Below are 24997 nucleotides of genomic sequence, written 5' to 3'. Positions count from 1 at the left end.
GTTTCGGCGGCATCCGCGTCGCACAGCCTGTCTGTCATGCTTTGGCGCGGATCAACTGCGCAAGCAGGGTCAGCACGGCGAACACCAGGATGACCGCCACGCCCGCATACAGCATCGACAGCTGTGTGCCGGGCAGGATCGCTGCGGTGACCACCGCGAGGCCGCAAGCCCCGCCCACCTGCAGCGAGCTGTTGAGCAGGCCGGCGGCGAGCCCTTGCTCTTCGTCGGCCACACCGCTGGTGCCGGCCACCATCAACCCCGAGATGCTCAGGGCAAAGCCCACACCCCACAACACCGACGCGGGCAGCAGCACGCCCCACAGGTCCGGCTCCGGGCCGATGCGCAGCATCAGCAGGTAGCAGGGCACGAAGGCCGCGAGCCCGACCAGCAGCACGCGGTTGACGCCGAACCTGCCGATGAGCGCGCCGATCTTCGGCCCGATGACGACCACCATCAGCCCCGCCGGCAGCAGCACCAGCGCCATTTGCCACGGCGTCCAGCCTTGCAGGTTCTGCAGGTACAACGCCATCAGAAACTGAAAGCCCATCGCGCCGCCGTACAGCAGCGCGGCACTGACGTTGGCGGCCACCAGGCCCCGGTTGCGGAAGATGCCCAGCCGGATCAGCGGCTGCTTCGCATTGCGCTCGATGACGACGAAGCCGACGAGCAACAGCGCGGACAAAGCGAACCCGCCGAGGGTCCGCAGCGACACCCAGCCCGCCTCTTCCGCGGAGACCACGGTGAAGACCAGCAGCAGCGTTCCCGCAACCAGCGTCAGCGCACCGCCGATGTCCAGCCGCAGCCGTTCGGTGCGCGGCGGGTCCGGTGGCAGAAAGCGCAGCGCGGCCAACAGCAGCAGCACGGCCACCGGAATCGGCAGGATGAAGATGTAGCGCCAGTTCATCGCCGCGAGCAGACCACCGATCAGCAGCCCCGAGGAATAACCCGATGCCTCGAAGAGATTGAAGATGCCGAAGGCCTTGTTGCGGTGCGGTCCTTCGGCAAAGGTGGTGGCCAGCAGCGACATGGCGGCCGGCCCGGTGAAGCCTGCCGCCATGCCCTTGATGAAGCGCGAGACGATGAGCAGGAACGCGTTGTCGGCGAACACGCCGAACACCGACACCAGCGCGAACACGGCCAGCCCGATCACCAGCACGCGTCGCCGGCCGAACAGGTCGGCGCATCGCCCGCCAAGTAAGAGGAAGCTGCCGAACGCGAGGATGTAGGCGCCGACAAACCACTGCGCGGTGCCTGCGCTGATGCCGAACTCGTGCTGTATCTCCGGTATCGCGACGGCAATCATCGAGATGTCGAGCCCGTCCAGCAGAATCACGCCGCTGAAGATGAGCAGCGCCACCCACAGCCGCGCGGGCCAGTGCAGGGAGTTTTCATCGAGGTCCATGGGGCGGCCCAAGGCCCCGCCGGCCGTGCGCTCTTCGCACGGGGTCGAGCAAGCTGACATTTATATTCACTCCATCGTTGTCAATTCGCACGATCATTCCCGGGGGAGCGGGCGTTGGGAAACGAGTAGTTCTCGACGAACCATCAAATGGAGCTTGAAGATCGATGAACCGCATGCTGCCGGGAACGCGCGCGCTCCGAACCTTCGAGGCAGCCGCGCGGCACCTGAACTTCACGCGCGCGGCGGACGAGGTCGGGTTGACGCCAGCGGCGGTCAGCTACCAGATCAAGGAAATCGAAGACCAGTTGGGCGTGGTGCTGTTCACGCGCACCAGCCGCACCATCCAGCTCACACCGGCGGGCGCCGTGATGTTCGAGGCAACGGCCGATGCGCTGGACATCCTGCAGCGCGCCGCCGGGCGCGCCCGGCGCATGACGCGCAGCGCCGCGCACCTGCGCATTTCGCTGAGCGCCAGGTTCGCAACCAACTGGCTGTTGCCCAGGCTTCCCCGGTTCCGCGCTGAAAACCCGGGGCTGGAGCTGAGCTTCGACATCAGCGACGAGCTTCGCAGTTTCGACATCGACGACATCGACGTTGCGATCCGCTTCGGCACCGGCAAGCATGAGCACGCGCGATCCGACCGTTTGTTCGACACGGTGATCGTGCCGGTCTGCAGCCCGAAGCTGCTCGAAACCGGACCGAGCCTGCAGGCGCCGCGCGACCTGTTGCAGCACACGCTGTGCTACGTGGACTGGAAGGCCGAGGGCATGGTCTGGCCCAACTGGCGCATGTGGATGGCCGCGGCCGGCATTGCCGATTTCGACGACAGCCGCTGCGTGGCATTCTCCGATTCGGGCTTCGTGGTGCAGGCGGTCATCGAAAGCGGCGCCGTGGGCCTGGCCGACCTGGACATGATCGCGACCGATCTGGCGCAGGGCCGGCTGGTGAGGCTGTTCGACATCGGCGTGCCCGTGGCGCAGCCTTACGCCTATCACCTTGTCTGTCCGGAGGACAGCAGCGACGATCCGCGCGTGCTCGCGTTTCGCGAGTGGGTGCTCAAGGAGGCGGGCGACTCGCGTTAGAGTCCGCCCACGTCCACAAGACCCGCCACGCCACATGCCTGTGCTTCAACTGCTTCGATGGCTCCCGATCGGGGCCTGCCTTCTGGTGCTGGGTTGCGCGAGTCCGCCGGGGCCGCCATCTTCATCGTCGTCCGCACCCGTCATGTCTTCGCTGACGCCCGATCAGTCGAACGGTATTGCGATCCATGCGCTGGGTCTGGTCGGCACGCCGTACCGCTATGGCGGCAACACGCCGGATGGCGGCTTCGACTGCAGCGGCCTCATCGGCTATGTGTACCGCAGCAGCGTGGGGCAGGTGCCGCCGCGCACGGTGGCGCGAATGGCGAGCTTCGGCCGTCCGGTGGCCATGTCCGAGATCCGCACCGGCGACCTGGTGCTGTTCGGTCCGTCCACGCCTTCGCATGCGGGCATCTATGTGGGCGGCGGGCGCTTCGTGCATGCGCCGTCGACCGGTGGCGAAGTGCGGCTCGATCGGCTGGACGGCGTGTACTGGTCGCGGCAGGCGATGCAGGCGCGGCGGCCCTGAGCATTCATTTAGTCAGTCAGTCTTCGAGGTCGCGCTGCTTCCTCTTGCGCCAGGCACGGTGTTCATCGCTGACGCGCGCCGGCCTGCATGCCGTTCGTGCGGGGACAGCCTCGCTGTGCTTCAAAAGTTGCCAGTCGCTCGGGTTCTCGGCCTGAGACAGGCTCAGCCACTCCGCGCCGCAGTGACTGCATGAAGCCACGAGCGCGTCGCGCCCGCCGTGGCGTCCGACGAGGGTCTGTTCGCCGAGCGCGGGCGTGCCGCAGCATGACCAGAACAGCGTCATGTCCGGCCGCGCCTGGGTCTGCCTGACCCACGCGGCGGCGCGATACCAGAGCGTTGCGTTCAACACCATGTCAGGCCTTGCCCGAACGGCGGCGCGGTGCGTCGAGCCTGCGAACGCGCACCCATGTTTCAGCCGAGACGATCCACACGGCCGCGATGACGGCCAACCACACGAAGTCCATTGCTCACTCGTTGCCTTGCGAAGCATCGAGTGTCTAAAGACGCGCATAAAAACGGCGTCGAATGTTCACGCGGGCGCGTAAACAAGACATAAAGAAAGAAGTGTTCAGGCGCGCGGCGACTGCACATGCTCGGGCCGCACACCCAGCCCCACCGCGCGCGCGGGCAGCCGGCGCAGCAAGGGCCAGCGCGACAGCAGCCGCAGCGGCCACGGCACATGCCCTGCCGCGCCCGAAATCTTGCCGTCGAGCACGGGCATCAGCACGCGGTCTTGCACCATGCGCTGCACCGCCTGCGTCACGCGCACCGGCCATTCCCTTCGGCGTTGCAGTTGAGGCAGCAGGTTGTCGATCTGCTTGTCGGTGGTGCTGCCGGCCAGCGGCGATGCCAGCAGGTTGGCGGCGGCCACCGCGTCCTGCACGGCAAGGTTGATGCCGACACCGCCCACCGGCGACATCGCGTGCGCGGCATCGCCGATGCACAGCAGGCCGGGGCATGACCATGATTCGAGCCGGTCGACCGTCACTTCGAGCAGCTTCACTGCATCCCAGTCGGGCAGGGCGGACAGCAGCCTGCCCGCAAGAAAGGGCGCGATCCTGGCGATCTCGTTGTGGAAGGCGATCATGCCCCTGCCTTGCAGCGAGGCATGGCCGCCCTTGGGGATGACGAAGGCGCACTGCCAATAGTCGCCACGGTTCAGGGTCACCAGCAGATGCCCGCCGGCGATGTGGCCGGCGGTGGCTTCGGGGTCGCCGGGTGCCTTGGGAATGCGCATCCACAAGACGTCGATGGGCGCGCCGTAGCTGATGTGTGGCAGCGCGGCGGCATCGCGCAGCGTGGAGTGCCGGCCGTCGGCCGCCACCACCAGCGAGGCGTGCAGTTCGATGTCCTGCGGCTGGCCGGTGCGGCGGCCGCGCCGCACCTTCACGCCGTTGACGCGGCCCTTGTCCTGCAGCAGGCCGATGGCCTCGGCATCGGTCCACAGCTCGAAGCCGGGGTAACGCCGCGCCTCGTCGCACATGAAATCCAGGAACTCCCATTGCGGCATCAGCACCAGGAACCGGCAGTGCGAGGGCAGGTACGAAAAGTCGGCCACGGGGAAGCTCTGGCCCTCGAAGGTGGCGCGCAGTTCCTCGATGCGGTCGTGCGGGCGCTGCAGGAACGCGTCGAGCAGGCCCAGCTCATGCAGGATCTCCAGCGTCGACGGGTGCACGGTGTCGCCGCGAAAGTCGCGCAGAAAGTCGGTGTGCTTTTCCAGCACCACGACGGGCACGCCGGCCCGGGCAAGCAGCAGGCCCAGCACCATGCCGGCCGGGCCGCCGCCCGCGATGCAGCAGCGCGGTTGCGCGGCGGCCGGGGGAGTGGCGGAAGGTGTGTCCATGGCTTCGATCTTTCTGCACCGTCGATGGCAGGGGCGTATGTTGCAGTGTGGTCCGGTTCGTGCGTGTAGGCCCGCAGGCATTGCACTGCTGGGCGGCAGGCTGATTGTTGGGGTTTTCCATTACGCAATGCCACGCAGGCCGCCCACGCGGTCCGACGGATGCGCCAACACCCCGCGCCAGCAAGACTCCTCGCTCCAATATTGAGGAGACATCCGCATGCACAGCATCCGACGCCACCTGGTGTGGCTGGTCGTGGCCGTGGTCGGCGCATTCGCGCTCGGCACCGTGGCCCTGACACGAGGTGAAAGCGTCAACGCCCTCTGGGTGGTGACCGCCGCGATCTGCACCTACCTGATCGCTTACCGCTACTACAGCCTTTTCATCGCCGACAAGGTGCTGGGCCTGGACGGCAACCGCAAGACGCCGGCACACCGCCACAACGACGGGCTGGACTACGTGCCGACCGACAAGAACGTGCTGTTCGGTCACCACTTCGCGGCCATCGCGGGTGCGGGTCCGCTGGTGGGCCCGGTGCTGGCCGCGCAGATGGGCTACCTGCCCGGCTTGCTGTGGATCCTGGCGGGCGTGGTGTTCGCCGGCGCGGTGCAGGACTTCATCATTCTGTTCATCTCGACGCGGCGCGACGGCCGCTCGCTGGGCGATCTCGTCAAGCAGGAGATGGGCGTGGTGCCCGGCATGATCGCGCTGTTCGGCACCTTCATGATCATGATCATCATCCTGGCGGTGCTGGCGCTGATCGTGGTGAAGGCGCTGGCCGAATCGCCGTGGGGCACCTTCACGGTGGCGGCCACGGTGCCGGTGGCGCTGTTCATGGGCGTGTACCTGCGCTTCATTCGGCCGGGGCGCATCGGCGAGGTGTCGCTGATCGGCTTCGTGCTGCTGATGCTGGCCATCTTCGGCGGCCAGGCCGTGAGCCAGAGCGCCGAATGGGCGCCGCTCTTCACTTTCGACGGCAAGGCGCTCACCTGGATGCTGGTGGGCTACGGCTTCATCGCCGCGAGCCTGCCGGTGTGGCTGCTGCTGGCGCCGCGCGACTACCTCTCGACCTTCCTGAAGATCGGCACCATCATCGCGCTGGCCATCGGCATCGTGTTCGTGATGCCCACGCTGCAGATGCCGTCCATCACGCAGTTCGCGCAGGGCAACGGCCCGGTGTGGTCGGGCAGCCTGTTCCCGTTCCTGTTCATCACCATCGCCTGCGGCGCCGTCTCGGGCTTTCATGCGCTGATCTCCTCGGGCACCACGCCCAAGATGCTCGACAACGAGCGCCATGCGCGCTTCATCGGCTACGGCGGCATGCTGGCCGAATCCTTCGTGGCCGTGATGGCGCTGGTGGCAGCCTCCTGCATCGAGCCGGGCGTGTACTTCGCGATGAACAGCCCGGCCGCGCTGGTCGGCAGCACGGCGCAGCAGGTGGCGGCCACGGTGTCGGGCTGGGGCTTCGTGATCACGCCCGAGATGCTGCTGCAGACCGCCAAGGACGTGGGCGAAACCACCATCCTCGGCCGCGCAGGCGGTGCGCCGACGCTGGCGGTGGGCATGGCTCACATCCTTCACCAGGTGATCGGCGGGCAGGCCATGATGGCCTTCTGGTACCACTTCGCGATCTTGTTCGAGGCGCTGTTCATCCTCACGGCGGTCGATGCCGGCACCCGCGCGGGCCGCTTCATGCTGCAAGACCTCTTGGGCAGCTTCGTGCCCGCGCTCAAGCGCACCGATTCGCTGCCGGCCAACCTGATTGCCACCGCGCTGTGCGTGGCGGCCTGGGGCTACTTCCTGTACCAGGGCGTGGTCGATCCGCTGGGCGGCATCAACACGCTGTGGCCGCTGTTCGGCATCTCCAACCAGATGCTGGCCGCAGTCGCGCTGCTGCTGGGCGTGGTGGTGCTGTTCCGCATGAAGCGCGAGCGCTATGCGTGGGTGGCGATTGCGCCGGCCGCATGGCTGTTGGCCTGTACGCTCACGGCGGGCTGGCAGAAGATCTTCTCGGCCGACCCGAAGATCGGCTTTCTCTCGCATGCCGCGAAGTACACCGAAGGCCTGGCCAACGGCGTGCTGGTGGCGCCGGCCAAGACGCCCGAGGCCATGTCGCGCATTGTGTTCAACGACCGGCTCGACGCGGCGCTGTGCGCGCTCTTCATCTTCGTGGTGCTGAGCGTGCTGGTCTACAGCATCAAGGCCTGCCTGGCGGCGCGCGCCGCCAACCGGCCGACCACGCACGAGACGCCGTTCGAGCCGCTGGGCGCCGCGTCGTCGGCGGCCCACTGACGCCATGGGCCTCGCATTGCCGGAGGCGGGGCGCTACTTCGCTCGCTCGCTCAAGCAGTCGCTGCGGCTCATGGTCGGGCTGCCCGACTACGACGCCTACCTGACCCACATGGCGGCCACCCACCCGGACCGGCCGCCGATGAGCTACGAGGTTTTCTTCAGGGAGCGGCTGGAGGCGCGCTACGGCGCGGGCAAGGGCCGCTGCTGCTAGCGGCGCCCTTGTGGCCTCTGGCCTGTGTGGCTTGCGGCCAACGCGTTGGTTGGCCACAAAAAAGTCACATTTATAATCCTTTGGTTCGCGCGATGCGATCCCATTGCTGCAAGCCCGGCCCCGCGCCGGTGCCGTGCGGCAAAGGCACCCAACCCAGATTTTTCCAGGCAGGGCACATCCGGTTTCTCCACTTGAGAGGTGGCGAAGCGGCGTGTTGCTTCGCGATTTCACAAAAAAATCGCCCTGAGGGAAATCAACCATGTCCGTTCGCTCGCCTGCGCCGCGCTTTCGCCTGCGCCATCCGTCCCTGTTCCTTGCCGTGCTGGCCGCCCTGAACGGCGCCGCGCATGCGCAGCAGAGTGCCGCCGGCACCACGCTCAAGGAAGTCACCGTCAGCTCCGAGCAGGACGCTGGCTACGCCCCCTCCGTCAGCAGCACCGCCACCAAGGGCAGTGCGCCGCTGCGCGACATTCCGCAGGCGGTGAACGTGCTGCCGGCACAACTGCTGCACGACCAGGGCGCGACCTCGATGCAGGACGCCCTGCGCAACGTGCCCGGCGTGTCCTTCAACGCCGGTGACGGCCAGCGCGACCAGGTGGTCATTCGCGGCTTCACGGCCATTGCCGACTGGTTCGTGGACGGCGTGCGCGATGACGCGCTGTACTTTCGCGACCTGTCGGACACCGAGCGCATCGAGGTGCTGAAGGGCCCGGCCGCCGTGCTGTATGGCCGTGGCTCGTCGGGCGGCCTCATCAACCGCGTGACCAAAAAGCCCGTGTTCGAGCGCCCCTTCGGTGAAGTCTCGCTCGGCCTGGGCAGCCACGACTTCAAGCGGCTGACCACCGACCTGAACACGCCCATCGGCGAGAACATGGCCTTTCGCCTGAACGTCGCGCGCGAGAAGTCGGGCAGCTACCGCAACCAGCAGTTCATCGACCGCTACAGCATCGCGCCGTCGCTGGCCATCAAGTTCAGCCCGCAGACCGACCTGCTGCTGCAGTACACCAACGCCTACGACCAGCGCCTGACCGACTTCGGCGTTCCCGCGCTCAACGGCCGGCCGGTGAACGTGCCCATCGGCACCTACTACGGCTCCGCATTCGCCAAGCGCGACGACACCACCACGACCCGCGTGCAGTCGTTCACCTCGACGCTGAACCACCGCTTCAACGAATCGCTGGACCTGCGCAACGTCACGCGCTACTACACCTACAAGCTGGACCGCTTCAACACCCTGCCCAGCGGCACCACCGACCCGGTGCGCATGACGGTGGGCCGCACGCGCGGCTTCGTGGACCGCGACGAAAGCGGCTGGTTCAACCAGACCGACCTGACCTGGCGCAACAACCTCGGCGGCTTCAAGCAGGAATGGCTGGTGGGCGCGGAGTTCGGCAAGCAGGAAAAGCGCCTGTACTCGGTGTCCTCGGCCACCGGCTACGAGCGCGTGAGCATCCTGAACCCGATGAGCGCGCCGGCGCCCATTCCGCTGGCAAGCTACCAGGCGGCCAGCGCGATCCCGAGCAACTCGACCTTCAAGACGGCCGCGATCTACGCACAGAACCAGATCACGCTGGCGCCGCAATGGAAGGCGCTGGTCGGTGGCCGCTATGACGTGTTCGGGCAAGAGACCTCGTTCGAGCGCACGCAGGCGCCCATCGAGCGCACCGACCGCAAGTTCAGCCCGCGCGCGGGCGTGGTCTGGCAGCCGAGCGAAACGCAGTCCTACTACGTGTCGTACAGCCGTTCGTTCCAGCCTTCGGCCGAGACCTTCGCGCTGTCGACCGGCATCGCGGCCAACGACCCCGAGATCACCGTCAACAAGGAGATCGGCGCCAAGATCGACCTGCTCGACGGCGCGCTCAACTTCACCACGGCCATCTTCAACCTCGAACGCTCGGGCATGAAGAACACCGACCCGGCCAACCCGGCGCGGCAGATCAACGTGGGCACGCAGCGCACCAACGGGCTCGAACTCGCGCTGGCCGGCAAGCTGCCGGGCCGCTGGGACATCAGCGCGGGCTATGCGTACCTGGACGGCCGCATGGTGAAGTCGCTGGCCACGGTGAGTTCGCTGCAGTTGCCGGTGGGCGCGGCGCTGCCGGTGCAAGGCAAGGTGGCGGCGCTCACGCCGCGCCACTCGGCCTTCGTGTGGCTCATGAAAGACCTGGGCAACGGCCTGAGCGCGGGCGGTGGCGTGAACTACGTGGCCTCGCGCTACGCCTCGCTCACCAACCTGGTCACGCTGCCGGGTTATGTCACGGCCGACCTGGCGGCCAGCTACAAGACGGCGCGCTACGAGCTGTCGGTGAACCTGAAGAACCTTGCCAACAAGAAGTACTACGTCTCCGGACACGGCAGCGTCGACAACCTGATCATGCCCGGCGCAGGGCGCGAACTGCAGGTGTCGTTGACCGCCAAGTTCTGACGGCGTTTGTTGTTGCGCATCAGGCCCGCGGCGCGCGGGTCGATGCGCTGCCGCCCTTGCGCTCCAGCAACTCGACCATCTTGAGCGCGGCGGGCGCAAGCGGCCGGTTCTTCAGCGCCAGCCGGTAGAGCGGACGCGAGAGCGCGGCACCGCCCGCCAGCTTCAGCTCGCGCAGCGTGCCGAGCGCGAGCATGTCGGCCACCACCACGCGCGGCAGCATCGAGATGCCGACACCGCTGGCCACGGTGCGCGCAATGGCCTCGTTGCTGGCCATTTCCATCCAGGGCACAGCCGCGATGCCGTGGGCCTCGCACAGCGCCTCGGTGGCCTGCCGCGTGCCCGAGCCGGGCTCGCGCAAGATCCAGTTCTGGCGGCCCAGCGCATCGGCCGTCACCGCGCGGCGCGGCAACGCCGAGCCCGGCGCCACCACCAGCGTGAGCGGGTCGGCCTTCCATTCGCTGACCTCGATGCGTTCTTCATCGACACGGCCTTCCACCAGCGCCAGGTCGATGCGGCATTCGAGCAACTGCTCGCACACCCACTGCGTGTTGCCGACCGTCATGCGCGGCACCACGGCCGGATAGGCGTCGCAGAAGGCAGCGACATACGGCGGCAGCCAGTAGCTCGCAACCGTGGTGCTGGCGCCGATGGTCAGGCTGCCGCGCTGCACGCCGACACGCGCACGTACATCGTCGAGCGCCGCGCGTTCCATCGCGAAGATGCCGCGCGCATGCGTGAGCAGCGAGGTGCCCGCCTCGGTGAGCCGGAAGCCCTTGCCGGTGCCGCGCTCGATCAGCGTCAGGTCGAGCTGGTGCTCCAGTTCGCGGATGCCCTTGGAGACAGCCGGCTGGCTGATCCACAGCCCTTCGGCCGCGCGAGAAAAGCTGCCCGCCTCCGCCACCGCGACGAAAAGGCGCAGCAGGTGCAGGTTCATTGCCATAACTTCATTTCATGCATCGGTGAAGTTTATGTCTTTGACTCATGGGGCGTCCATTCCTAACCTCGGGTTCATGCACTCCCTCGTTGCTTCGTTCCCCGGTTTCTCTTTCGTTCGCACCCGCGGGCCCGGCCTGTTGCTCGCGGCGCTGCTGGCCGCCATGGCCGCGTTGCTGGCGCAGTGGAGCCCGATGCTGCAGATGGGTCTGAGCGCGATGACGCTGGCCATCGCGTTGGGCATGCTGGTGGGCAACACGGCATTCCCTGCGGTCGCGGACCGCGCCGGCGCGGGCGTGGACTTTGCGCGCAGCGTGTTGCTGCGCGCGGGCATCGTGCTCTACGGCTTTCGCATCTCGCTGCACGACATCGGCGCGGTCGGCTGGCCCGGCCTGCTGATCGGCATGGCGATGGTGGCGCTGACCTTCGGCATCGCGGTCTACGTCGGCACCCGCTGGCTGGGGCTCGACCGGCAGACCGCCGCGCTGATCGGCGCAGGCAGCGCCATCTGCGGCGCCGCAGCGGTGATGGCCACGCAGCCCGTGGTGCGCGGCGAAGAGCACAAGGTCTCGATCGCGGTCGCCACGGTGGTGGTGTTCGGCACGCTGTCGATGGTGCTGTACCCGCTGGTGTTTCCGTACCTCGGGCTGTCGGAGCATGCCTTCGGCCTGTTCGCCGGATCGACCATCCACGAAGTGGCGCAGGTGGTGGCCGTGGGCGAAACCGTCGGCCCAGCAGCCGCCAATGCGGCGGTGGTCGAGAAGATGCTGCGCGTGATGATGCTCGCGCCGTTCCTCATGTGGCTGTCGTTCCAGTCGGCCGCATCGATGAAGGGCGCGACCAGCTTCAAGGCCTGCTGGAAGCAGGTGCGCATTCCATGGTTCGCGGTGCTGTTCATCGCCGTGAGCGCGGTGCATTCGCTCGACGTGCTGCCGCATGCGCTGGTCGAAGGGCTGGTGCAGCTCGACACGCTGCTGCTGGCCACCGCCATGGCCGCGATGGGCCTGCGCACCAGCGCCGTGAGCCTGCGCCGCGCCGGCGTGCAGCCGCTGAAGCTGGGGGCGCTGCTGTTCGTGTTCCTGACGGTCGGCGGCTACTGCGTGAATGCGCTGGTGCTGTCGATGTTCTGAGGGTCGATGAAGGCAAGGCCTCAGGCGGCGGCTGAGGCGGCCTGCGTGAATTCCAAGTTCTCTTACGCGGGGCTTAGCGCGACGATGGCATCCACGTCATTTGTGGAGAACATCCATGTCATCCGAACTCAACCAGATCGCCAGTTGGTCGCTGCGCTGGCGCGTTTTTCTTTCAGGCGTGCTGTTGCTCGCGGCGGCACTCGCATCGGCAAAGCCCTTCGACGAGAAGACCGACCTGTATGCGGAGCAGCGCTTCCAGTTGGCCCTCGAAGCGCAGGCGGGCCGTGACTACCGCACCATGCTCGACCAGTTGCGGCTGGCCGCCAACGACGGCCACGCCGAGGCGCAGGAAATGCTGGGCATGGTGCTGCTGACAGGCCAGACGCTGTACGGACCGGCCGTGAAGGCCGACCGCTGCGAAGCGCGGACATGGATGCTCCGCGCGGCCGGGCAGGGCAGTGAAACCGCGAAGGTTCAACTGGCGTTCCTGAACAGGTTGCGCGGGTCGCCGGCCGGCAAGAGCGCCTGCGGTTGAACCAAAGGAGCGCGGCTGCGGTCAGAATCCGGGCAACCCGCCCATGACCCAGCCCGCCGCCACACCACCCAGTCGCCTTCATCGCGCAGGCATCGTCATCCTTGTCGCGGGGTGGGTCGTCGCGGCCTTTCTCTTTGTGCTGGCGGAGCGCAACGAAGACGGGGTGGCCGCCGACCAGCGCGTGGTGAACGGGCAGGTCTACACGGTGCCGCTGGACGCATCGAAACGCGAACTGCAAGAGGTCGAGCGGATGGGCGGCAAGGCGACCGTCTGGATGGTCGAGTCCGAGGCATGGCTCGGATCGCTCTTTCATGGCAAGCGGCTTGCGTACACGCTGGCGGTGTTGTCTACGCTGATCGCCGGCGCGTGCATCCATCTTGCGGCCTTGGCGGCGGAAGAGGTGGACGGGTAGAGGCCGCGTCGCAGTTCCTCTGCGCACAGTTGGGGTTTCAACGGGGGCCCGCCGCGCAAGCGCGGTGAGAGCATGGCGGCGCCCAGGCGAGGTCCGAAGCGGGCGCATCCGTCGAAAGAACCACAGAGGAAGACAATGAAATTCAGGCTCCCCCTCCATGTCGCGGCGCTGCTTGCCGCTGCCGCACTCACCGCCTGTTCGCAACTGCCGCCGACCTATGCCGAGAAGGCCGCAGCGCAAGCCACGGCCAATGCGCAGCCCGGTGCACGACGCTCTCCGGCGCAGGTGAGCCCGGTGCCGACGAACGAGGTGAGCCCGCAGATGCAGGCCTTGATCGGCGGTGGCTACCCCGGCCACTTCAACGCGGCACCCAAGGACGCGGCCGAGTGGAAGGCGCTGGTCAACAGCCGCGCCGCGCCGGTGATTGCGGCGATACCGGCGCTGAAGGAAAAGCTCGGCGTCTCCGTGCAGTCCGTGAAGATCGCCGGCGTGAACGCGTTCATCGTCACGCCCAACAAGATCGCGCGAGGCAACGAAAAGCGCCTGCTGATGCACGTGCATGGCGGTGGCTATGTGTTCGGCCCCGGCGAGTCCGCCTTGCCCGAGGCGATGCTGCTGGCCAGCTTCGGCGGCTTCAAGGTGGTGTCGGTCGACTACCGCATGCCGCCCGACTTTCCCTATCCCGCGGCCATGGACGATGCGATGGCGGTCTGGAAGGAACTGGTCAAGACCAACAAGCCGCAGAACATGGCGGTCTTCGGCACCTCGACGGGCGGCGCGATGACATTGGCACTCGTGCTTCGCGCGAAGGCCGAGAACGTGCCGCTGCCCGCCGCCATCGCACCGGGAACGCCGTGGTCGGACATCGCGAAGATCGGCGACAGCTACCAGACCAACGAATGGATCGACAACATCCTCGTCACCTGGGACGGCTGGCTGGGCCGCGCCGCGCTGCTCTACGCCGCAGGCCGCGACCTGAAAGACCCGCAGCTCTCGCCGATCTATGGCGACTTCAAGGGCTTTCCGCCCGCGATCCTGACCACGGGCACGCGTGACCTGTTCCTGTCGAACACGGTGCGCACGCACCGCAAGCTGCGGCGTGCGGGTGTCGAGGCGGAGCTGAATGTCTACGAAGGGCAGTCGCACGCGCAGTACGGGATCAACCCCGATGCGCCCGAAACCCGGGAAGCATTTGGCGATATCGCGCGGTTCTTCGACAGGCACCTGGGGCGATAGGAGCGTCGCCCGTACATACTCGGTCGCCACGAAAAGAACGACCCTGTATGCCCACTCCTTCTCCCGTAGACCGTTTCAAGAACGACGTTGCCCATGAAATCCGCAAGGGCGTAGACCTCGCCCTCTCGCACGGACCGCTGCGTCGCGGCAAGGGCATGGTCAGCGGAATGATCGCCCTCGTGCTGGCCAACTTCAGCATGCTGGCCGTGCTGATGTTTCAGTTTCCGGTCTTCCTGAGCACGCCCAAGGTGCGCGAGGTGCTGAGCTTCGATGCGATGCGCACCGTGCTGCTGGTGGCAATGGTGCTGTGCGGCGCGCTGGCGTTGACCAACATCGTCTTCAACCGCGTGCGCCGCCTGTCGGCATGGGCCCTGTTCTGGCTGGCGGTTGCGGTGGTCGGGTCCCAACTGGGCGTGAGCGCCACCGGGCACGGATGGCTGCCCGCCGGCAGCCTGCCTTCGAACATGCCTTACCTCGGCGTCGACTGGTTCATCTTCGACCTGCTGGCGACCACGCTGCTGTTCACCACGATCGAGAAGCTCAAGCCCTTGCGGCCCGACATGCCGATCTTCCGCAAGGAGTGGCAGACCGACTTCATGTACTTCGTGACGGGCCACTTGCTCGTGGGGCTCACGCTGTTCCTGGTCTACGCCATCCTCTACGGCGTGACCGGCATGTTCGCTGGCGTGAACCCGGTGGGGCAAGACACGCTGCGCGGCTGGTTTCGCAACCTGCCGTTCGGCTATGCATTGCTGTTGCTGATGCTGATCACCGACTTCGCGCGCTACTGGCTGCATCGCTTCTATCACGAGACCGCCATCGGCTGGCGCCTGCATTCCATTCACCACAGCGCCGAAAGCATGGACTGGATTTCAGGCAGCCGCACGCATGGCGTCGAGACGGTGTTGTCGACCGTGGTGATCCTGGCGCCAGCCTTCCTGCTCGGGTTTTCGCAGAGCGTGATCAACGTCTACATCGTGATCGCGGGCGTGCAGGCGGTGTTCAACCACACCAATGCATCGGTGCGGCTGGGGCCGCTGCGCTACCTGATCGTGACGCCGAATTTCCATCACTGGCACCACAGCCGCGATGCGGAAGGGCTGGACCGCTGCTATGCCGCGCACTTCGCGTTCTGGGACTACCTGTTCGGCACGGCGGTGAAGGCCAACAAGAACAAGGTCTGGCCCGACAACTACGGCGTGGTGGGCGACTATGTGCCCAAGGGCTTCTGGCAGCAGCAGCTTTATCCGCTGACGTGGTCGGGGCGATGGACGGATGAGAACGGCGTCGAGCATCGGGAAAATCGCTGAGACCCACGAACGAGGGCACCACCTGATGAGAGCACGCGACTGCCTGGGATTTCCGCTCATCGCACTGGGCCTGAGTGCTGTCTCTCTGGGACACCACTGGTTCGGTCCGTTGCTGTTCTGGGCGGGCGTTCCTGTTCTGGCCATCGGCATCGCGATTGCTGCGAGCGGAGGGCTTCAGAGAAAAATCGACGAGGCCTGGCGTTCTTACCGGGGAGGTGGTGACTTTGGCGATCGGCACTATCACGGTGGCGGCGACCTCCCATCCCACGGCCGTGGAAGCGATGCTGGCGGCGGCGATGTGGGAACGGGCAACGATTGAAGTCTTCAGGCGGTCGCCTTCATTGCATCGAACCCGCGCGCCAGATCCACCACCAGATCTGCCGGCGCCTCCAGCCCGACGTGCAGCCGCACGACCGCACCACGCCCGCTCCAGTCCGTCACGCTGCGCGCCGCACGCATGTTGGTCCAGGCCACGAGGCTTTCATAACCGCCCCATGACGAGCCGCGCCCGAACAGCGTGAGTGCATCGACAAAGCGCTCGACCGCTGCGTTCCCGATGCCCGGTTGCAACTCGATCGACAGCAGGCCGTTGGTACCGCGACAGTCGCGCTGCCAGATGGCATGCCCCGGATGCTGCGGCAGCGCAGGGCAGAACACCGTTGCCACTTCGGGCCGCGCCTGCAGCCAGCGTGCCACTTCAAGCGCATGCCGCTCGTGCATCTGCAGCCGCGCCGACAGCGTGCGCATGCCGCGCAGCACCAGCCATGCGTCGTCGGGGCTCACGGTCATGCCGAAGGCGTCGCAGCGTTCGTTCAGCGGCTGCCAGGCTTCGCGCGTGGTCGCGACGGTGCCCATCATCACGTCGGAGTGGCCCGAGAGGTACTTGGTGGCGGCCATCGTCGAGATGTCCGCACCCAGTTCGAGGGGGCGGTACTGCACGCCCGATCCCCAGGTGTTGTCGGCCGCGAGCAGCGCGCCGCGTGCATGCGTCAGCGCGGCCAGCTTCGGCAGGTCGCACATCTCGTAGACCAGCGAGCCGGGGCATTCGGCATACACCAGCTTGGTGGTGGGCTCGAACAGTTCCTCGATGCCGCTGCCATCCGCCGCGAAGAACGAACTGCGAATGCCATAAGGCGCCAGGAACGAATGCACGAGGTTGCGCGTGGGCTCGTACACGCTGTCCGACAGCAGCACATGGTCGCCGGGTTTCAGGTACGAGAGCAGCACCATGCCGATGGCCGCCAAGCCGGTCGGAAAGAGCCGCGTGCGGTAGGCGCCTTCCAGCTCGCTCACCGCATCTTCGAGCGCGAAGGTGGTGGGCGTGCCGCGCGCGCCGTAGCTGAAGGCGCGTTCGTCGCCACGGCGTGCTCGGGTGTCGCGCATCGCGGCCACGCTGTCGAACAACACGGTGCTCGCGCGCACCAGCGGCGTGTTGACGGGTGCGCCGCCGAAATACGCGGGCGCCTTGCCGGTGCGCGTGAGCCGGGTGTCGAGGGCCTGTGCAGCAGCAGGGGCTTCTTTGTGCGGGTCGGACATGGTGTTCTTCGATCGATCGAGCGTGGGCCAGGCCTCAATGGTGCGTCAATCCGCCTTCGCGCCGGAAAGTTTGACGATGCGCGACCAGCGATCGATGTCCTGGCGCAACTGCGCGGCGAAGGCTTCCGACGAGTTGGCCACCACTTCGCTGCCGCCGTCGTTCACGAGCTTGGTCACTTCGGGCATGCGCAGCGTGCGCACGATGGCTTCGTTCAGATAGGCCACGCGTTCGGGTGGCGTGCCGGCCGGTGCGAAGAAGCCGTACCAGTCTTCGAAGCGTGCGCCGGCGTAGCCCAGTTCTTCGAGCGTCGGTGCCTTGGTGAAGACACCGATGCGGCGCGGGCTGGTCACGGCCAGCACGCGCAGCTTGCCGTTCTGCACGAGGCCCGCGACCGAGGACGTCGAGGTCACGAGCACATCGACCTGTCCGCCGAGCAGGTCGGTGAGCGCGGGGCCGGCGCCCTTGTAGGGCACGTGCGTCATGGCGATGCCGTCGTCCTTCGACAGCACCACGCCGACAAGGTGCGACAGCGTTCCGTTGCCGGGCGTTGCATAGGTCACCTTGCCGGGGCTGGCCTTGGCCTTGGCGGCCAGGTCGGCGAAGCTCTTGAGCGGCGAGTTGGCATCCACCACGAGCGCGAGCGGCGCGGCGTTGATCTGCGTGATCGGAATGAAGTTCTTGATCGGATCGAAGCCCGCCGATGCATAGAGCGTGGGGTTGACGGCCATGATCGACACCTGCGAGGTGAGCACGGTGTAGCCGTCGGGCCGGGCGTCGGCCACGGCCTTGGCGCCGATGTTGCCGCCCGCGCCGCCGCGGTTGTCGACCACCGCGACCTGCCCCATGACTTCCGACAGCCGCGTGGTGACCAGCCGCGCCGTGGCGTCGTTGCCGCCGCCCGGCGGGAAGGGCGAGATGAACTTCACCGTTTGCGAGGGGAAGCCGTTGCGCGCGGGCAGCGGCTCGGCCGAGGCGGGCTGCAGGGCGAGCGTCGCGAGCCACGCGGCGGCAACCGCAAAGTGGGCGAAGGGGGCAAGGCGGGCAAGGTGCGGGATGCGGCTGGCAGACGACATGACGGAACTCCTGGGGTAGGAACGGACAACGACGAACAGAAAGCGATGCGAAACCGGGGGCTGGGCGGGTGTGACGCGGCTAGTGCGATGAGGCAGGGCCGGCGGGCAGCCGGAAGGCCGCGCGCTCCTGCGCGTCGAGCTGCGCGACGAGGCCTGTTTCCCAGGCGAGGTAGCGGCGCGCGGCTTCCTTGTTGCCGTCGTGCCGGTCGTGCACGAAGAACAGGTAGTCGATGCAGGCCGCGTCGGCGGGCAGGTCGGGCGTGGCGGCTACCGGCAGGCCGGCCTTGCGCCATGCGGCCATGCCGCCTTCGAGCAGCAGCGGGGCGGGCGTGTGGCCCGCGAGTTCGGAGGCGGCCGCCCAGGCCGCGAGCGAAGCGTCGTCGGCAACCAGCACGAGCTGCCGCGTCTCGCCCTTCAGGTCATCGGCCAGGCGCGGGCGGATCGACCAGCGGGCCTGCGGGATGTGGCCGGCACGGAATTGCGTGCTCGCGCGCAGGTCGATCAGCGCGACATCGCCGCGTGCCAGTTGCGCGGACAGCGTTTGTGCATCGATGGTCGACAGCGCCGGTGCAGCAGGCGCAGACGCAGGCGCCAGCGACAAGCCGCTCGCCAGCCCGCCTTCGAGCACGCTCGCGTCATGCCCCATCTGCCGCAACCAGCTTGCGATGGTGGGCGCGCGCACGCCGTCGTTGTCGAACAGCACCAGCCGCGCGCCGCGCACGCCGAAGTACTGGTCGCCGGCCTGCATCAACTGGCCGCCGGGCGTGTGCTGCGCACCCGGCAGGCTGCCGGCCGCGAATTCCTCGGGCGTGCGCACGTCGCACAGGAACAGCGTGCGGCCCGCGTCGGCAGCCCACTGCTGCACCGTGGGTGCCGTGACGGTCGGCACATCGAAGCGCGCGGCCAGTGCCTTGGCGGCGGGGCGCAGGTCGGTGTTGCCGCTGTCGTCCGCATAGCGCTGCGTGCCGCCGTGTCCCAGCACATGGTCGCCCAGGTACCAGCCCTGCGTGCCGTTCTCCAGCGCATAGACGGGGTTGGGCAGGCCCAGGTTGATGAGCGTCTGCGCGCCGATGATGCTGCGCGTGCGGCCCGCGCAGTTGATGACGATGGGCGTGGTGGTGTCGGGCACCAGCCGGCGCACGCGATACGCCAGCTCGCCGTTGGGGCAGCAGGTGGCGCCCGGAATGTTCATCTTGTGGAACTCGCTGACGGGGCGACCGTCGAGCACCACCACCTTGTCGTGGCGCGCCAGCATGTCCGCCAACTGGTCGGCGCTGACACGGGGCGTGTGGTACGTCTCCTCGGCCAGTTCGCCGAAGGTCTTGGAGGGCAGGTTGACGCCTGCGAAGAGCACGTAGCCCGCGGCCTTCCAGGCGCGCGTGCCGCCTTGCAGCACATGCACGTAGGTGTAGCCCAGCGATGCGAGGCGCTCGGCGGCGCGCTCGGCCACGTCGGCGGTGCTGTCGTCGCCCGCGTCGTAGGCCACCACCCGCACGGCGCGGCGCGGCACGAGGCGCGGCGCATCGATCTCCATCCGGCTGAAGGGCAGGGGGATGCCGTAGAACAGGTGCGCCTCGCCGTACTGGCCGTGCTCGCGCACGTCGAGCAGCGCGATCTCGCTGCCGTCGTGCAGCCAGGCTTTGAGGGTCTTCGGGTCGATGTAGGAAGTCGTCATGGGCAGGAAGGTCGGTCAACAACAGCAGCGGATGCGGCGGGACGAGCGCGCCCCTGCGAGGCCGCACGGCGGCCCGCATCCGGAAACTGCAAAAGGGAAAAAGAAGAAAGGGCGCTTAGCGGCGCGTCTGCACGCCGATGCCCATGGTCTGGTACGTGCCGGCGGCCATGTCGTAGGCGGTGCGCTGGTTCAGTGTTTCGAGCGCGCGGCCGTACATGTGCAGATGGCGAATCACCTGCTCGCCCTGGATCTCGACCGAGTGAATGTCTTCAGGCATCAGCGCGATGCCCGTGCCCGGCGCCACGATGACCAGCGCCGTCTCTTCGAGCTTGCCGACGCCCGGCACGGAACCGTCGTCGGTGCGTTCGTACACGCGGTTGTGCTCGGTGCCTTCCACGGCCGCGATGCAGGCCCAGGTCGTGTGGTTGTGCGGCACGATCTTCTTGCCGGGGCGCATCACGTTCAGGTAGAGCGCGTAGCTCTGGTCCGGGTCTTCGGCAATCAGGTAGCGGGCCTGGTGCTCGCCCGCCTCGGGCGGCGGAAAGTCGGCGGCGCCCCAGTACGCGGTGTGCGCGGCCAGCCCTTCCAGCGAATCCAGCACTGCCGCGAGCTTTTCGCGGGTGGGTTCAGCGCCGCCAATGCTTTGCTTCATATCGGCGACGGATGCGGCGACGGCCTGGCGGCGTTGCTCGGATGGGGTGCTCATGCGGTGTTCTCCAGTGGGGTAGCCTGTTTCGTGTGCATTCACTGTAGTGACGCTGGCGTGACGCAACAATCCAAGCGGCGCAAGAAACACATCAATAAAATTAATGAATGCCCACGCTCGATCTTGAACTGCTGCGCTCCTTTGCGGCTGTCGTCAGCCACCACAGCTTTGCGGCGGCGGCCGTCCACCTGGACCGCACGCAGTCGGCCATCACGCAGCAGATGCAGCGGCTCGAAGAGCAGATCGGCCAGCCGCTCTTTGCCAAGCAGGGCCGCCAGAAGCGGCTGACCGAGCAGGGCGAACGGCTGCTCACCTACGCGCACCACATGCTGGCGCTGAACGACGAGGCGCTGCGCAGCATGCGGCAGGGCCAGCTCGAAGGCAACCTGCGCATCGGCGCGCCGCACGATGTGGCCGAGACCATGCTGCCGCTGCTGCTGACCGAGGTGGCGCGCACGTCGCCGCTGCTGCAGCTCGACATCCACATCGGCCGCAGCCCCTACCTGATGACCTCGCTCAAGAGCGGCGAGGTCGACATGATCATCTCCAACCGGGCCGATCCGCAGTTCGACGGCGTGGTGCTGCGCAACTCGCCCACCGTGTGGCTGTGCGCCGCGAGCTATGTGCACGACCCGACCAAGCCGGTGCCGCTGATCATGGCGGACGGCCCCAGCATCTTTCGCCGCATCGGCCACGAAGCGCTCGACGCGGCGGGCGTGGCCTGGACGCCGCGCTACACCTCGTCGAGCCTGATCGGCATCAAGGCGGCACTGCGCGCGGGCCTGGGCGTGACGGCGCGCGGCGTGGAGCAGCTCGACGCGGGCCTGCGCGTGCTGGGCGCGGGCGACGGCATGCCGCGCCTGCCCGACCTGGCGTACTACCTGTACGTGCGCAGCCACGTGCTGAACCCGGTCACGCGGCAGGTGTTCGAGACCCTGAAGAAGCACCTGCGCCTGCCGGGCACCGACGCGCCGGCCTGAAGGCTACGGCGCGGGCGTCAGTGCGTAGCTGCCGCGCCCGCTCTGCTTGGCTCGGTACATGGCCTTGTCGGCTGCGGCGAGCAGGTCTTGCGGCGTTTCGTTGCCGCTGCCCAGGGCAATGCCGATCGACGCGCCGATGACCGTCTCGGAATGCACAAGCTGCAGGGGCTGGGCGATCGCATCGATGCATCGCTGTGCCAAGGTCAAGGCGCCCTGTTCCGGGCCCTCCGCGAAGTCGGCGGCCAGCAGCACGAATTCGTCGCCGCCGATGCGCGCCACCGTGTCGGTCTGCCGCACCAGCGCCTGCAGCCGGCGCGCGATTTCCCTGAGGGCCTTGTCGCCCGCCTCGTGGCCGAAGGTGTCGTTGAGCGCCTTGAATCCGTCGAGGTCGAGGTAGAGCACGGCCACCTGGTGGGCATGCCGCCTGGCGCGAACCAGCGCCTGCTGCAGCCGTTCGTCCAGCAGCTTGCGGTTGGGCAGGCCGGTCAGCGTGTCGTGGTGGGCCAGGTGCGCCAGCGCCTGCTGGTTGTCGACCAGCTTGGCCAGCAGCCGGTTGAAGGCCTGCGTCAGGTGGCCGATCTCGTCGTCGCGCACCACCCGCAGCGGCGCGAGCGCGAGTTCGCCACGGGTCATGCGGTCGGCCTGGTCGGCGGCGCGCAACAGCGGGCGCAGCAGCCAGGCCATGATGAGTCCGATCACGACCAGCACCAGGGTCACCGCGGGCGCGCGCTGCTGCAGGATGAAGGTCTGCATGCGCCCCACCGGGGCCAGCGCTTGCGCAACCGGCACACGGGCCACCACGAACCAGCCGCTGTTCGGCACCGAAGCAATGGCGGAAATCTCGTCGATGCCCTTGGCGTTGCGCGTCGTGCCGCTGCCGCGAAAACCAGTCATGGCGCGGTCATGCAGCAGGTTCACGCCTTCGGGCGGGGTCGGCGTGAGCGACATCGTGACGTCCGTCGAGGCCACGAAGATGCGGTCGCGCGGCGACACCACCAGGATGCCGCCGTCCTGCCCCACGCGCCCGCGCTGCAGGTGGTCGAGCAGGCCGTCGGCTGACAGGTCCGCCGTGCCGAGCAGCAGGGCGGTGACCTGCCCTGCGGCGTTGCGCACGGGCACGGCCATGGGCAGCACCGAGTGCCCGGAGGGCGACGCCTGCGGGCGGCCCAGCGCGGCGCGGCCCTCGCGCGCGGCCGCGTATTCCGAACCGTCCGTGACCAGTTGCCCTTCGCCGTCGAGCCGCTTGCCGGTGATGTCCGCGACCTTCAGGCCGAGCGGGAAGACGGGGCTCAGCGTGCTGCGCTCCTGCAGCCACGCGCGCAGCCGCTCGGGCTGTGCCAGGCGTTCCGGCGGCAGTGTGGCGGCCAGGCGCTCCAGGAACGACAGGCGCTCGCCGAGGTAGTTGTCGACATTGCGCGCCACGTAGGCCGCCAGCGCCGTCTGCTGCACCGCCACCGATTGGGTCAGGTCCTCCCGCAGGAAGCGGCTGAGCTGGATGTAGCTGGTGGCGGTTCCCACGATGGCCATCAGCAGGCCCATCACGAGCAGGCGCACAACCAGGCTGTTGGCAGGTTTTCTGAAGTTCACTCTGGCGGCGGGACTTGGGGGAGGTGCGGGACTGTATCCCAAGCGACACCCCGCGCAGGCCCCGCGCGGCGGGTATCCCCGCCCGTTACACGTTCTGGGCGGCGAGCGCGTCGCGCGCCGGCCGCAGGCGCCGCGACCAGACGAAGATACCGCCCATGGCCAGCACCAGGAAGCCGCCGAGGCCCGCCAGCGTGGGCAGCAGCGGCGCCTCGAAGTAGATCAGCGCGCCGTACACACCGAGCATGGCCAGCGAGGCTAGGCTTTCGTTGAAGTTCTGCACCGCGATCGATTGGCCCGGGTTCATGCGCAAGAGGCCCCGGCTTTGCAGCAGCGCGTTCATCGGCACCAGCAGCAGGCCGGCGAACGCGCCGATCACCACCAGCAGCACGGCCGCGACGACGGGCTGCGTGACCAGCGTCATCAGCAGCACCACCGCACCGAGCACGACGCCCAGCGGCAGCGCACGCAGGGCGCGCGGCAGCGGAAACCAGCGCGATGCGCCCAGCGCGCCCATCGCCATGCCGACCGCCACCGCGATCTGCAGCAGCGCGCCTTGCGACAGCCTCATGCCCAGCCGTTCGGCGGCGAAGCGCAGCACCAGGAACTGCAGCGTGGCCGAGGCCGCCCAGAACAGGCTGGTGACGGCCAGCGAAATGCGCGCATCGGGGTCGCGCCACAGCAGGCCCAGCGAATGGCCGAAGTCCCGCAGCAGCACGACTGGATGCGCCAGCGCCGTGCGGTTGCGCGCCGGGCTGTGCGGAATCGCGAGCGTGCACGCGGCGGCCAGCAGGTAGATCGCGCCGATGGCCAGCAGCGACTGGCCGCTGCCGACCAGCGTGCTGCCGAGCGCCACGCCGAACAGGATCGACAGCACCGTGGCCGCCTCGACCCAGCCATTGGCGCCCACCAGCGCGTCCTGCGGCAGCAGCTCGGGCAGGATGCCGTACTTGGCCGGCGAGTAGGCCGCCGCACCCAGCCCGACCAGCGCATAGGCCACCAGCGGCTGCACATGGAGCAGCAGGCCGCAGCCGCCGAGCTTGATGAGGTTGGTGACCATCAGCACACGGCCCTTGGGCGCGGCGTCGGCCACCGCACCCGCGAAGGCGGCCAGCAGCACGTAGGACAGGTAGAAGAACAGCCGCAGCGCCGGCGTCATCCAGCCCGGCGCGTGGCGCTGCATGAGCAGGTCGATGGCGACGATCAGCAGCGCGTTGTCGGCCAGCGAGCTGAAGAACTGGGCCGAGACCACCGTGGCCAGCACGCGCCGCGAACGCAGGTGCACTGTCACGCGGGGGCGCCGAAGAAGTGCTGGCGATAGCGCGGTGCCACGTCCTCCACGCGCAGCATCAGCGGCAGGTCGGCGGTGTTGAACGCCAGGTCGAGCGCGGGTGGGCCGAGCAGGCGCGCGCCGCAGCGCAGGTAGCCCTTGATGAGCGGGGGCGGGGCGGTGTCGCTGCTGTCGTCATCGGCCTGTGCGTCGGTGTCCAGCGGCAGCGCGACGCGGGGCTCGACGCGCCAGCGCTGCTCGACCAGGTGCGTGCGGCACAGCCGGTGCCACAGCCGCGCGGCCGTCAGGCCGTGATCGTCCATGCCGATGCTGGCGCAGCCGATCATGGTGTCGAGCCGGTGCTCGACCATGTACTGCCCCAGCGCGGTCCACAGCGCCATGATCACGCTGCCCGAGCGCCAGTCGGCATCGACGCACGAACGGCCCAGCTCCAGCGCGCGGCCGCGCAGCGGCGCGAGCGGTGCCAGGTCGAACTCGGTGTCGGTGTAGAAGCCGCCCGCGCGCCGCGCCGCCTCGGGCGTCAGCACGCGGTAGGTGCCGATGAGCGGGCCGGGCCCGTGCACCGGATCGACGGCGCGCACCAGCAGGTGGTCGCAGAACGGATCGAAGCGGTCGACATCCAGGCCGGGCGGCGTGCCCTCGGGCGGTGTCAGGTGCGCGCCCATTTCCTGTGCGAAGACGCGGTAGCGCAGGCGCTGGGCGTCGCGCACCTCGTCCTCGCAGTCGGCCCAGTGCGTCTGCAACCGGGGCGCGTGCGTGCGGGCGGGCCAGTGATGCGATGAGGTGTGCCGGGCGAGGGTTTCCGTCTGCATGCGA

General features: G+C 67.9%; 23 protein-coding genes. 12 read left to right on the top strand and 11 right to left on the bottom strand.

Annotation, left to right across the window (positions count from 1 at the left end):
• Nucleotides 1-34: 34 nt before the first annotated feature.
• Complete coding sequence (locus tag ACSFB7_RS17760) at nucleotides 35-1402, bottom strand: MFS transporter (protein ID WP_435472391.1); 1368 nt, start codon at nucleotides 1400-1402, stop codon at nucleotides 35-37.
• Between the two features lie 164 nt (nucleotides 1403-1566).
• Here ACSFB7_RS17760 and ACSFB7_RS17755 point away from each other — a divergent pair, with 164 nt between their 5' ends.
• On the top strand, nucleotides 1567-2484 hold the full coding sequence (locus ACSFB7_RS17755; protein WP_435472390.1) for a LysR substrate-binding domain-containing protein: 918 nt from the start codon (nucleotides 1567-1569) through the stop codon (nucleotides 2482-2484).
• Nucleotides 2485-2518: 34 nt separating this feature from the next.
• Nucleotides 2519-3010: a C40 family peptidase gene (locus ACSFB7_RS17750; protein ID WP_435472389.1), complete on the top strand. Its 492-nt coding sequence runs from the start codon at nucleotides 2519-2521 to the stop codon at nucleotides 3008-3010.
• Between the two features lie 16 nt (nucleotides 3011-3026).
• Here the strand turns inward: ACSFB7_RS17750 and ACSFB7_RS17745 are convergent, their stop codons facing one another.
• Both ACSFB7_RS17745 and ACSFB7_RS17740 read right to left on the bottom strand, forming a co-directional pair.
• Entirely contained in the window at nucleotides 3027-3362 is a 336-nt protein-coding gene (locus ACSFB7_RS17745) for a hypothetical protein (protein WP_435472388.1), read from the bottom strand.
• 216 nt (nucleotides 3363-3578) lie between these two features.
• Entirely contained in the window at nucleotides 3579-4853 is a 1275-nt protein-coding gene (locus tag ACSFB7_RS17740; protein WP_435472386.1) for an FAD-dependent oxidoreductase, read from the bottom strand.
• Between the two features lie 217 nt (nucleotides 4854-5070).
• Between ACSFB7_RS17740 and ACSFB7_RS17735 the strand changes: the two genes are divergently transcribed.
• From ACSFB7_RS17735 to ACSFB7_RS17725, 3 genes are all read left to right on the top strand, one after another.
• Entirely contained in the window at nucleotides 5071-7143 is a 2073-nt protein-coding gene (locus ACSFB7_RS17735) for a carbon starvation CstA family protein (RefSeq protein WP_435472385.1), read from the top strand.
• 4 nt (nucleotides 7144-7147) lie between these two features.
• On the top strand, nucleotides 7148-7354 hold the full coding sequence (locus tag ACSFB7_RS17730) for a YbdD/YjiX family protein (RefSeq protein ID WP_093238419.1): 207 nt from the start codon (nucleotides 7148-7150) through the stop codon (nucleotides 7352-7354).
• 259 nt (nucleotides 7355-7613) lie between these two features.
• A complete protein-coding gene (locus ACSFB7_RS17725) occupies nucleotides 7614-9779 on the top strand; it encodes a TonB-dependent receptor (protein ID WP_435472384.1) in 2166 nt (721 codons plus the stop codon).
• Nucleotides 9780-9798: 19 nt separating this feature from the next.
• Here the strand turns inward: ACSFB7_RS17725 and ACSFB7_RS17720 are convergent, their stop codons facing one another.
• Nucleotides 9799-10713 (bottom strand): LysR substrate-binding domain-containing protein, encoded by a 915-nt coding sequence (locus tag ACSFB7_RS17720; protein WP_435472382.1) that lies wholly within the window; start codon nucleotides 10711-10713, stop codon nucleotides 9799-9801.
• Between the two features lie 76 nt (nucleotides 10714-10789).
• On the opposite strand from ACSFB7_RS17720, the gene ACSFB7_RS17715 reads away from it, so the two are divergent.
• The 6 genes from ACSFB7_RS17715 (at nucleotide 10790) to ACSFB7_RS17690 (ending at nucleotide 15654) form a co-directional block, all read left to right on the top strand.
• On the top strand, nucleotides 10790-11842 hold the full coding sequence (locus ACSFB7_RS17715; RefSeq protein WP_435472380.1) for a YeiH family protein: 1053 nt from the start codon (nucleotides 10790-10792) through the stop codon (nucleotides 11840-11842).
• Between the two features lie 115 nt (nucleotides 11843-11957).
• Nucleotides 11958-12377: an SEL1-like repeat protein gene (locus ACSFB7_RS17710; RefSeq protein ID WP_435472378.1), complete on the top strand. Its 420-nt coding sequence runs from the start codon at nucleotides 11958-11960 to the stop codon at nucleotides 12375-12377.
• A 43-nt stretch (nucleotides 12378-12420) separates the two neighbouring features.
• On the top strand, nucleotides 12421-12789 hold the full coding sequence (locus tag ACSFB7_RS17705) for a hypothetical protein (protein WP_435472376.1): 369 nt from the start codon (nucleotides 12421-12423) through the stop codon (nucleotides 12787-12789).
• A gap of 135 nt (nucleotides 12790-12924) precedes the next feature.
• Nucleotides 12925-14025, top strand: a complete 1101-nt coding sequence (locus ACSFB7_RS17700) for an alpha/beta hydrolase (RefSeq protein WP_435472374.1) — start codon at nucleotides 12925-12927, stop codon at nucleotides 14023-14025.
• 47 nt (nucleotides 14026-14072) lie between these two features.
• The gene (locus tag ACSFB7_RS17695; protein WP_435472372.1) at nucleotides 14073-15335 is read left to right on the top strand and encodes a sterol desaturase family protein; all 1263 of its coding nucleotides are present in this window, start codon (nucleotides 14073-14075) and stop codon (nucleotides 15333-15335) included.
• Between the two features lie 25 nt (nucleotides 15336-15360).
• Nucleotides 15361-15654, top strand: a complete 294-nt coding sequence (locus tag ACSFB7_RS17690; RefSeq protein ID WP_435472370.1) for a hypothetical protein — start codon at nucleotides 15361-15363, stop codon at nucleotides 15652-15654.
• A 5-nt stretch (nucleotides 15655-15659) separates the two neighbouring features.
• On the opposite strand, the gene metC is transcribed toward ACSFB7_RS17690, so the two are convergent.
• The 4 genes from metC to ACSFB7_RS17670 all read right to left on the bottom strand — a co-directional run bounded on the left by metC (nucleotide 15660) and on the right by ACSFB7_RS17670 (nucleotide 20326).
• A complete protein-coding gene (metC, locus tag ACSFB7_RS17685) occupies nucleotides 15660-16871 on the bottom strand; it encodes a cystathionine beta-lyase (protein WP_435472368.1) in 1212 nt (403 codons plus the stop codon).
• Between the two features lie 45 nt (nucleotides 16872-16916).
• Nucleotides 16917-17945: a Bug family tripartite tricarboxylate transporter substrate binding protein gene (locus ACSFB7_RS17680; RefSeq protein ID WP_435472367.1), complete on the bottom strand. Its 1029-nt coding sequence runs from the start codon at nucleotides 17943-17945 to the stop codon at nucleotides 16917-16919.
• Between the two features lie 79 nt (nucleotides 17946-18024).
• Nucleotides 18025-19620 carry a rhodanese-like domain-containing protein gene (locus tag ACSFB7_RS17675; RefSeq protein ID WP_435472365.1) on the bottom strand — a complete coding sequence of 532 codons (1596 nt, stop codon included), beginning with the start codon at nucleotides 19618-19620 and terminating at the stop codon, nucleotides 18025-18027.
• Nucleotides 19621-19735: 115 nt separating this feature from the next.
• Nucleotides 19736-20326 carry a cysteine dioxygenase family protein gene (locus tag ACSFB7_RS17670; protein WP_435472363.1) on the bottom strand — a complete coding sequence of 197 codons (591 nt, stop codon included), beginning with the start codon at nucleotides 20324-20326 and terminating at the stop codon, nucleotides 19736-19738.
• A gap of 107 nt (nucleotides 20327-20433) precedes the next feature.
• Between ACSFB7_RS17670 and ACSFB7_RS17665 the strand changes: the two genes are divergently transcribed.
• Complete coding sequence (locus ACSFB7_RS17665; protein ID WP_435472361.1) at nucleotides 20434-21306, top strand: LysR substrate-binding domain-containing protein; 873 nt, start codon at nucleotides 20434-20436, stop codon at nucleotides 21304-21306.
• Between the two features lie 3 nt (nucleotides 21307-21309).
• Here ACSFB7_RS17665 and ACSFB7_RS17660 read toward each other — a convergent pair whose 3' ends face one another.
• The 3 genes from ACSFB7_RS17660 to ACSFB7_RS17650 all read right to left on the bottom strand — a co-directional run bounded on the left by ACSFB7_RS17660 (nucleotide 21310) and on the right by ACSFB7_RS17650 (nucleotide 24993).
• Entirely contained in the window at nucleotides 21310-22893 is a 1584-nt protein-coding gene (locus tag ACSFB7_RS17660) for a diguanylate cyclase domain-containing protein (protein ID WP_435472359.1), read from the bottom strand.
• Between the two features lie 85 nt (nucleotides 22894-22978).
• On the bottom strand, nucleotides 22979-24181 hold the full coding sequence (gene lplT / locus ACSFB7_RS17655) for a lysophospholipid transporter LplT (protein WP_435472357.1): 1203 nt from the start codon (nucleotides 24179-24181) through the stop codon (nucleotides 22979-22981).
• Nucleotides 24178-24993 (bottom strand): GNAT family N-acetyltransferase, encoded by an 816-nt coding sequence (locus ACSFB7_RS17650; protein ID WP_435472355.1) that lies wholly within the window; start codon nucleotides 24991-24993, stop codon nucleotides 24178-24180. The genes lplT and ACSFB7_RS17650 overlap by 4 nt, the downstream gene beginning before the upstream one ends.
• Nucleotides 24994-24997: the final 4 nt, after the last annotated feature.

Source organism: Variovorax raffinosi, assembly GCF_051216615.1.
Lineage (GTDB): Bacteria > Pseudomonadota > Gammaproteobacteria > Burkholderiales > Burkholderiaceae_C > Variovorax.
This window is presented reverse-complemented; position numbering and strand designations above follow the sequence as displayed.

Excerpts from the sequence above, each read along its gene's own strand:
- ACSFB7_RS17725 (WP_435472384.1), top strand. The coding sequence starts at position 7,614 with ATGTCCGTTCGCTCGCCTGCGCCGCGCTTTCGCCTGCGCCATCCGTCC.
- ACSFB7_RS17690 (WP_435472370.1), top strand. The coding sequence starts at position 15,361 with ATGAGAGCACGCGACTGCCTGGGATTTCCGCTCATCGCACTGGGCCTG.
- ACSFB7_RS17670 (WP_435472363.1), bottom strand. The coding sequence starts at position 20,326 with ATGAGCACCCCATCCGAGCAACGCCGCCAGGCCGTCGCCGCATCCGTC.
- ACSFB7_RS17705 (WP_435472376.1), top strand. The coding sequence starts at position 12,421 with ATGACCCAGCCCGCCGCCACACCACCCAGTCGCCTTCATCGCGCAGGC.
- ACSFB7_RS17650 (WP_435472355.1), bottom strand. The coding sequence starts at position 24,993 with ATGCAGACGGAAACCCTCGCCCGGCACACCTCATCGCATCACTGGCCC.
- ACSFB7_RS17735 (WP_435472385.1), top strand. The coding sequence starts at position 5,071 with ATGCACAGCATCCGACGCCACCTGGTGTGGCTGGTCGTGGCCGTGGTC.
- ACSFB7_RS17675 (WP_435472365.1), bottom strand. The coding sequence starts at position 19,620 with ATGACGACTTCCTACATCGACCCGAAGACCCTCAAAGCCTGGCTGCAC.
- ACSFB7_RS17680 (WP_435472367.1), bottom strand. The coding sequence starts at position 17,945 with ATGTCGTCTGCCAGCCGCATCCCGCACCTTGCCCGCCTTGCCCCCTTC.
- ACSFB7_RS17740 (WP_435472386.1), bottom strand. The coding sequence starts at position 4,853 with ATGGACACACCTTCCGCCACTCCCCCGGCCGCCGCGCAACCGCGCTGC.
- ACSFB7_RS17745 (WP_435472388.1), bottom strand. The coding sequence starts at position 3,362 with ATGGTGTTGAACGCAACGCTCTGGTATCGCGCCGCCGCGTGGGTCAGG.
- ACSFB7_RS17700 (WP_435472374.1), top strand. The coding sequence starts at position 12,925 with ATGAAATTCAGGCTCCCCCTCCATGTCGCGGCGCTGCTTGCCGCTGCC.
- ACSFB7_RS17760 (WP_435472391.1), bottom strand. The coding sequence starts at position 1,402 with ATGGACCTCGATGAAAACTCCCTGCACTGGCCCGCGCGGCTGTGGGTG.
- ACSFB7_RS17695 (WP_435472372.1), top strand. The coding sequence starts at position 14,073 with ATGCCCACTCCTTCTCCCGTAGACCGTTTCAAGAACGACGTTGCCCAT.
- ACSFB7_RS17715 (WP_435472380.1), top strand. The coding sequence starts at position 10,790 with ATGCACTCCCTCGTTGCTTCGTTCCCCGGTTTCTCTTTCGTTCGCACC.
- ACSFB7_RS17720 (WP_435472382.1), bottom strand. The coding sequence starts at position 10,713 with ATGAACCTGCACCTGCTGCGCCTTTTCGTCGCGGTGGCGGAGGCGGGC.
- ACSFB7_RS17755 (WP_435472390.1), top strand. The coding sequence starts at position 1,567 with ATGAACCGCATGCTGCCGGGAACGCGCGCGCTCCGAACCTTCGAGGCA.
- ACSFB7_RS17750 (WP_435472389.1), top strand. The coding sequence starts at position 2,519 with ATGCCTGTGCTTCAACTGCTTCGATGGCTCCCGATCGGGGCCTGCCTT.
- ACSFB7_RS17665 (WP_435472361.1), top strand. The coding sequence starts at position 20,434 with ATGCCCACGCTCGATCTTGAACTGCTGCGCTCCTTTGCGGCTGTCGTC.
- ACSFB7_RS17730 (WP_093238419.1), top strand. The coding sequence starts at position 7,148 with ATGGGCCTCGCATTGCCGGAGGCGGGGCGCTACTTCGCTCGCTCGCTC.
- metC (WP_435472368.1), bottom strand. The coding sequence starts at position 16,871 with ATGTCCGACCCGCACAAAGAAGCCCCTGCTGCTGCACAGGCCCTCGAC.
- ACSFB7_RS17710 (WP_435472378.1), top strand. The coding sequence starts at position 11,958 with ATGTCATCCGAACTCAACCAGATCGCCAGTTGGTCGCTGCGCTGGCGC.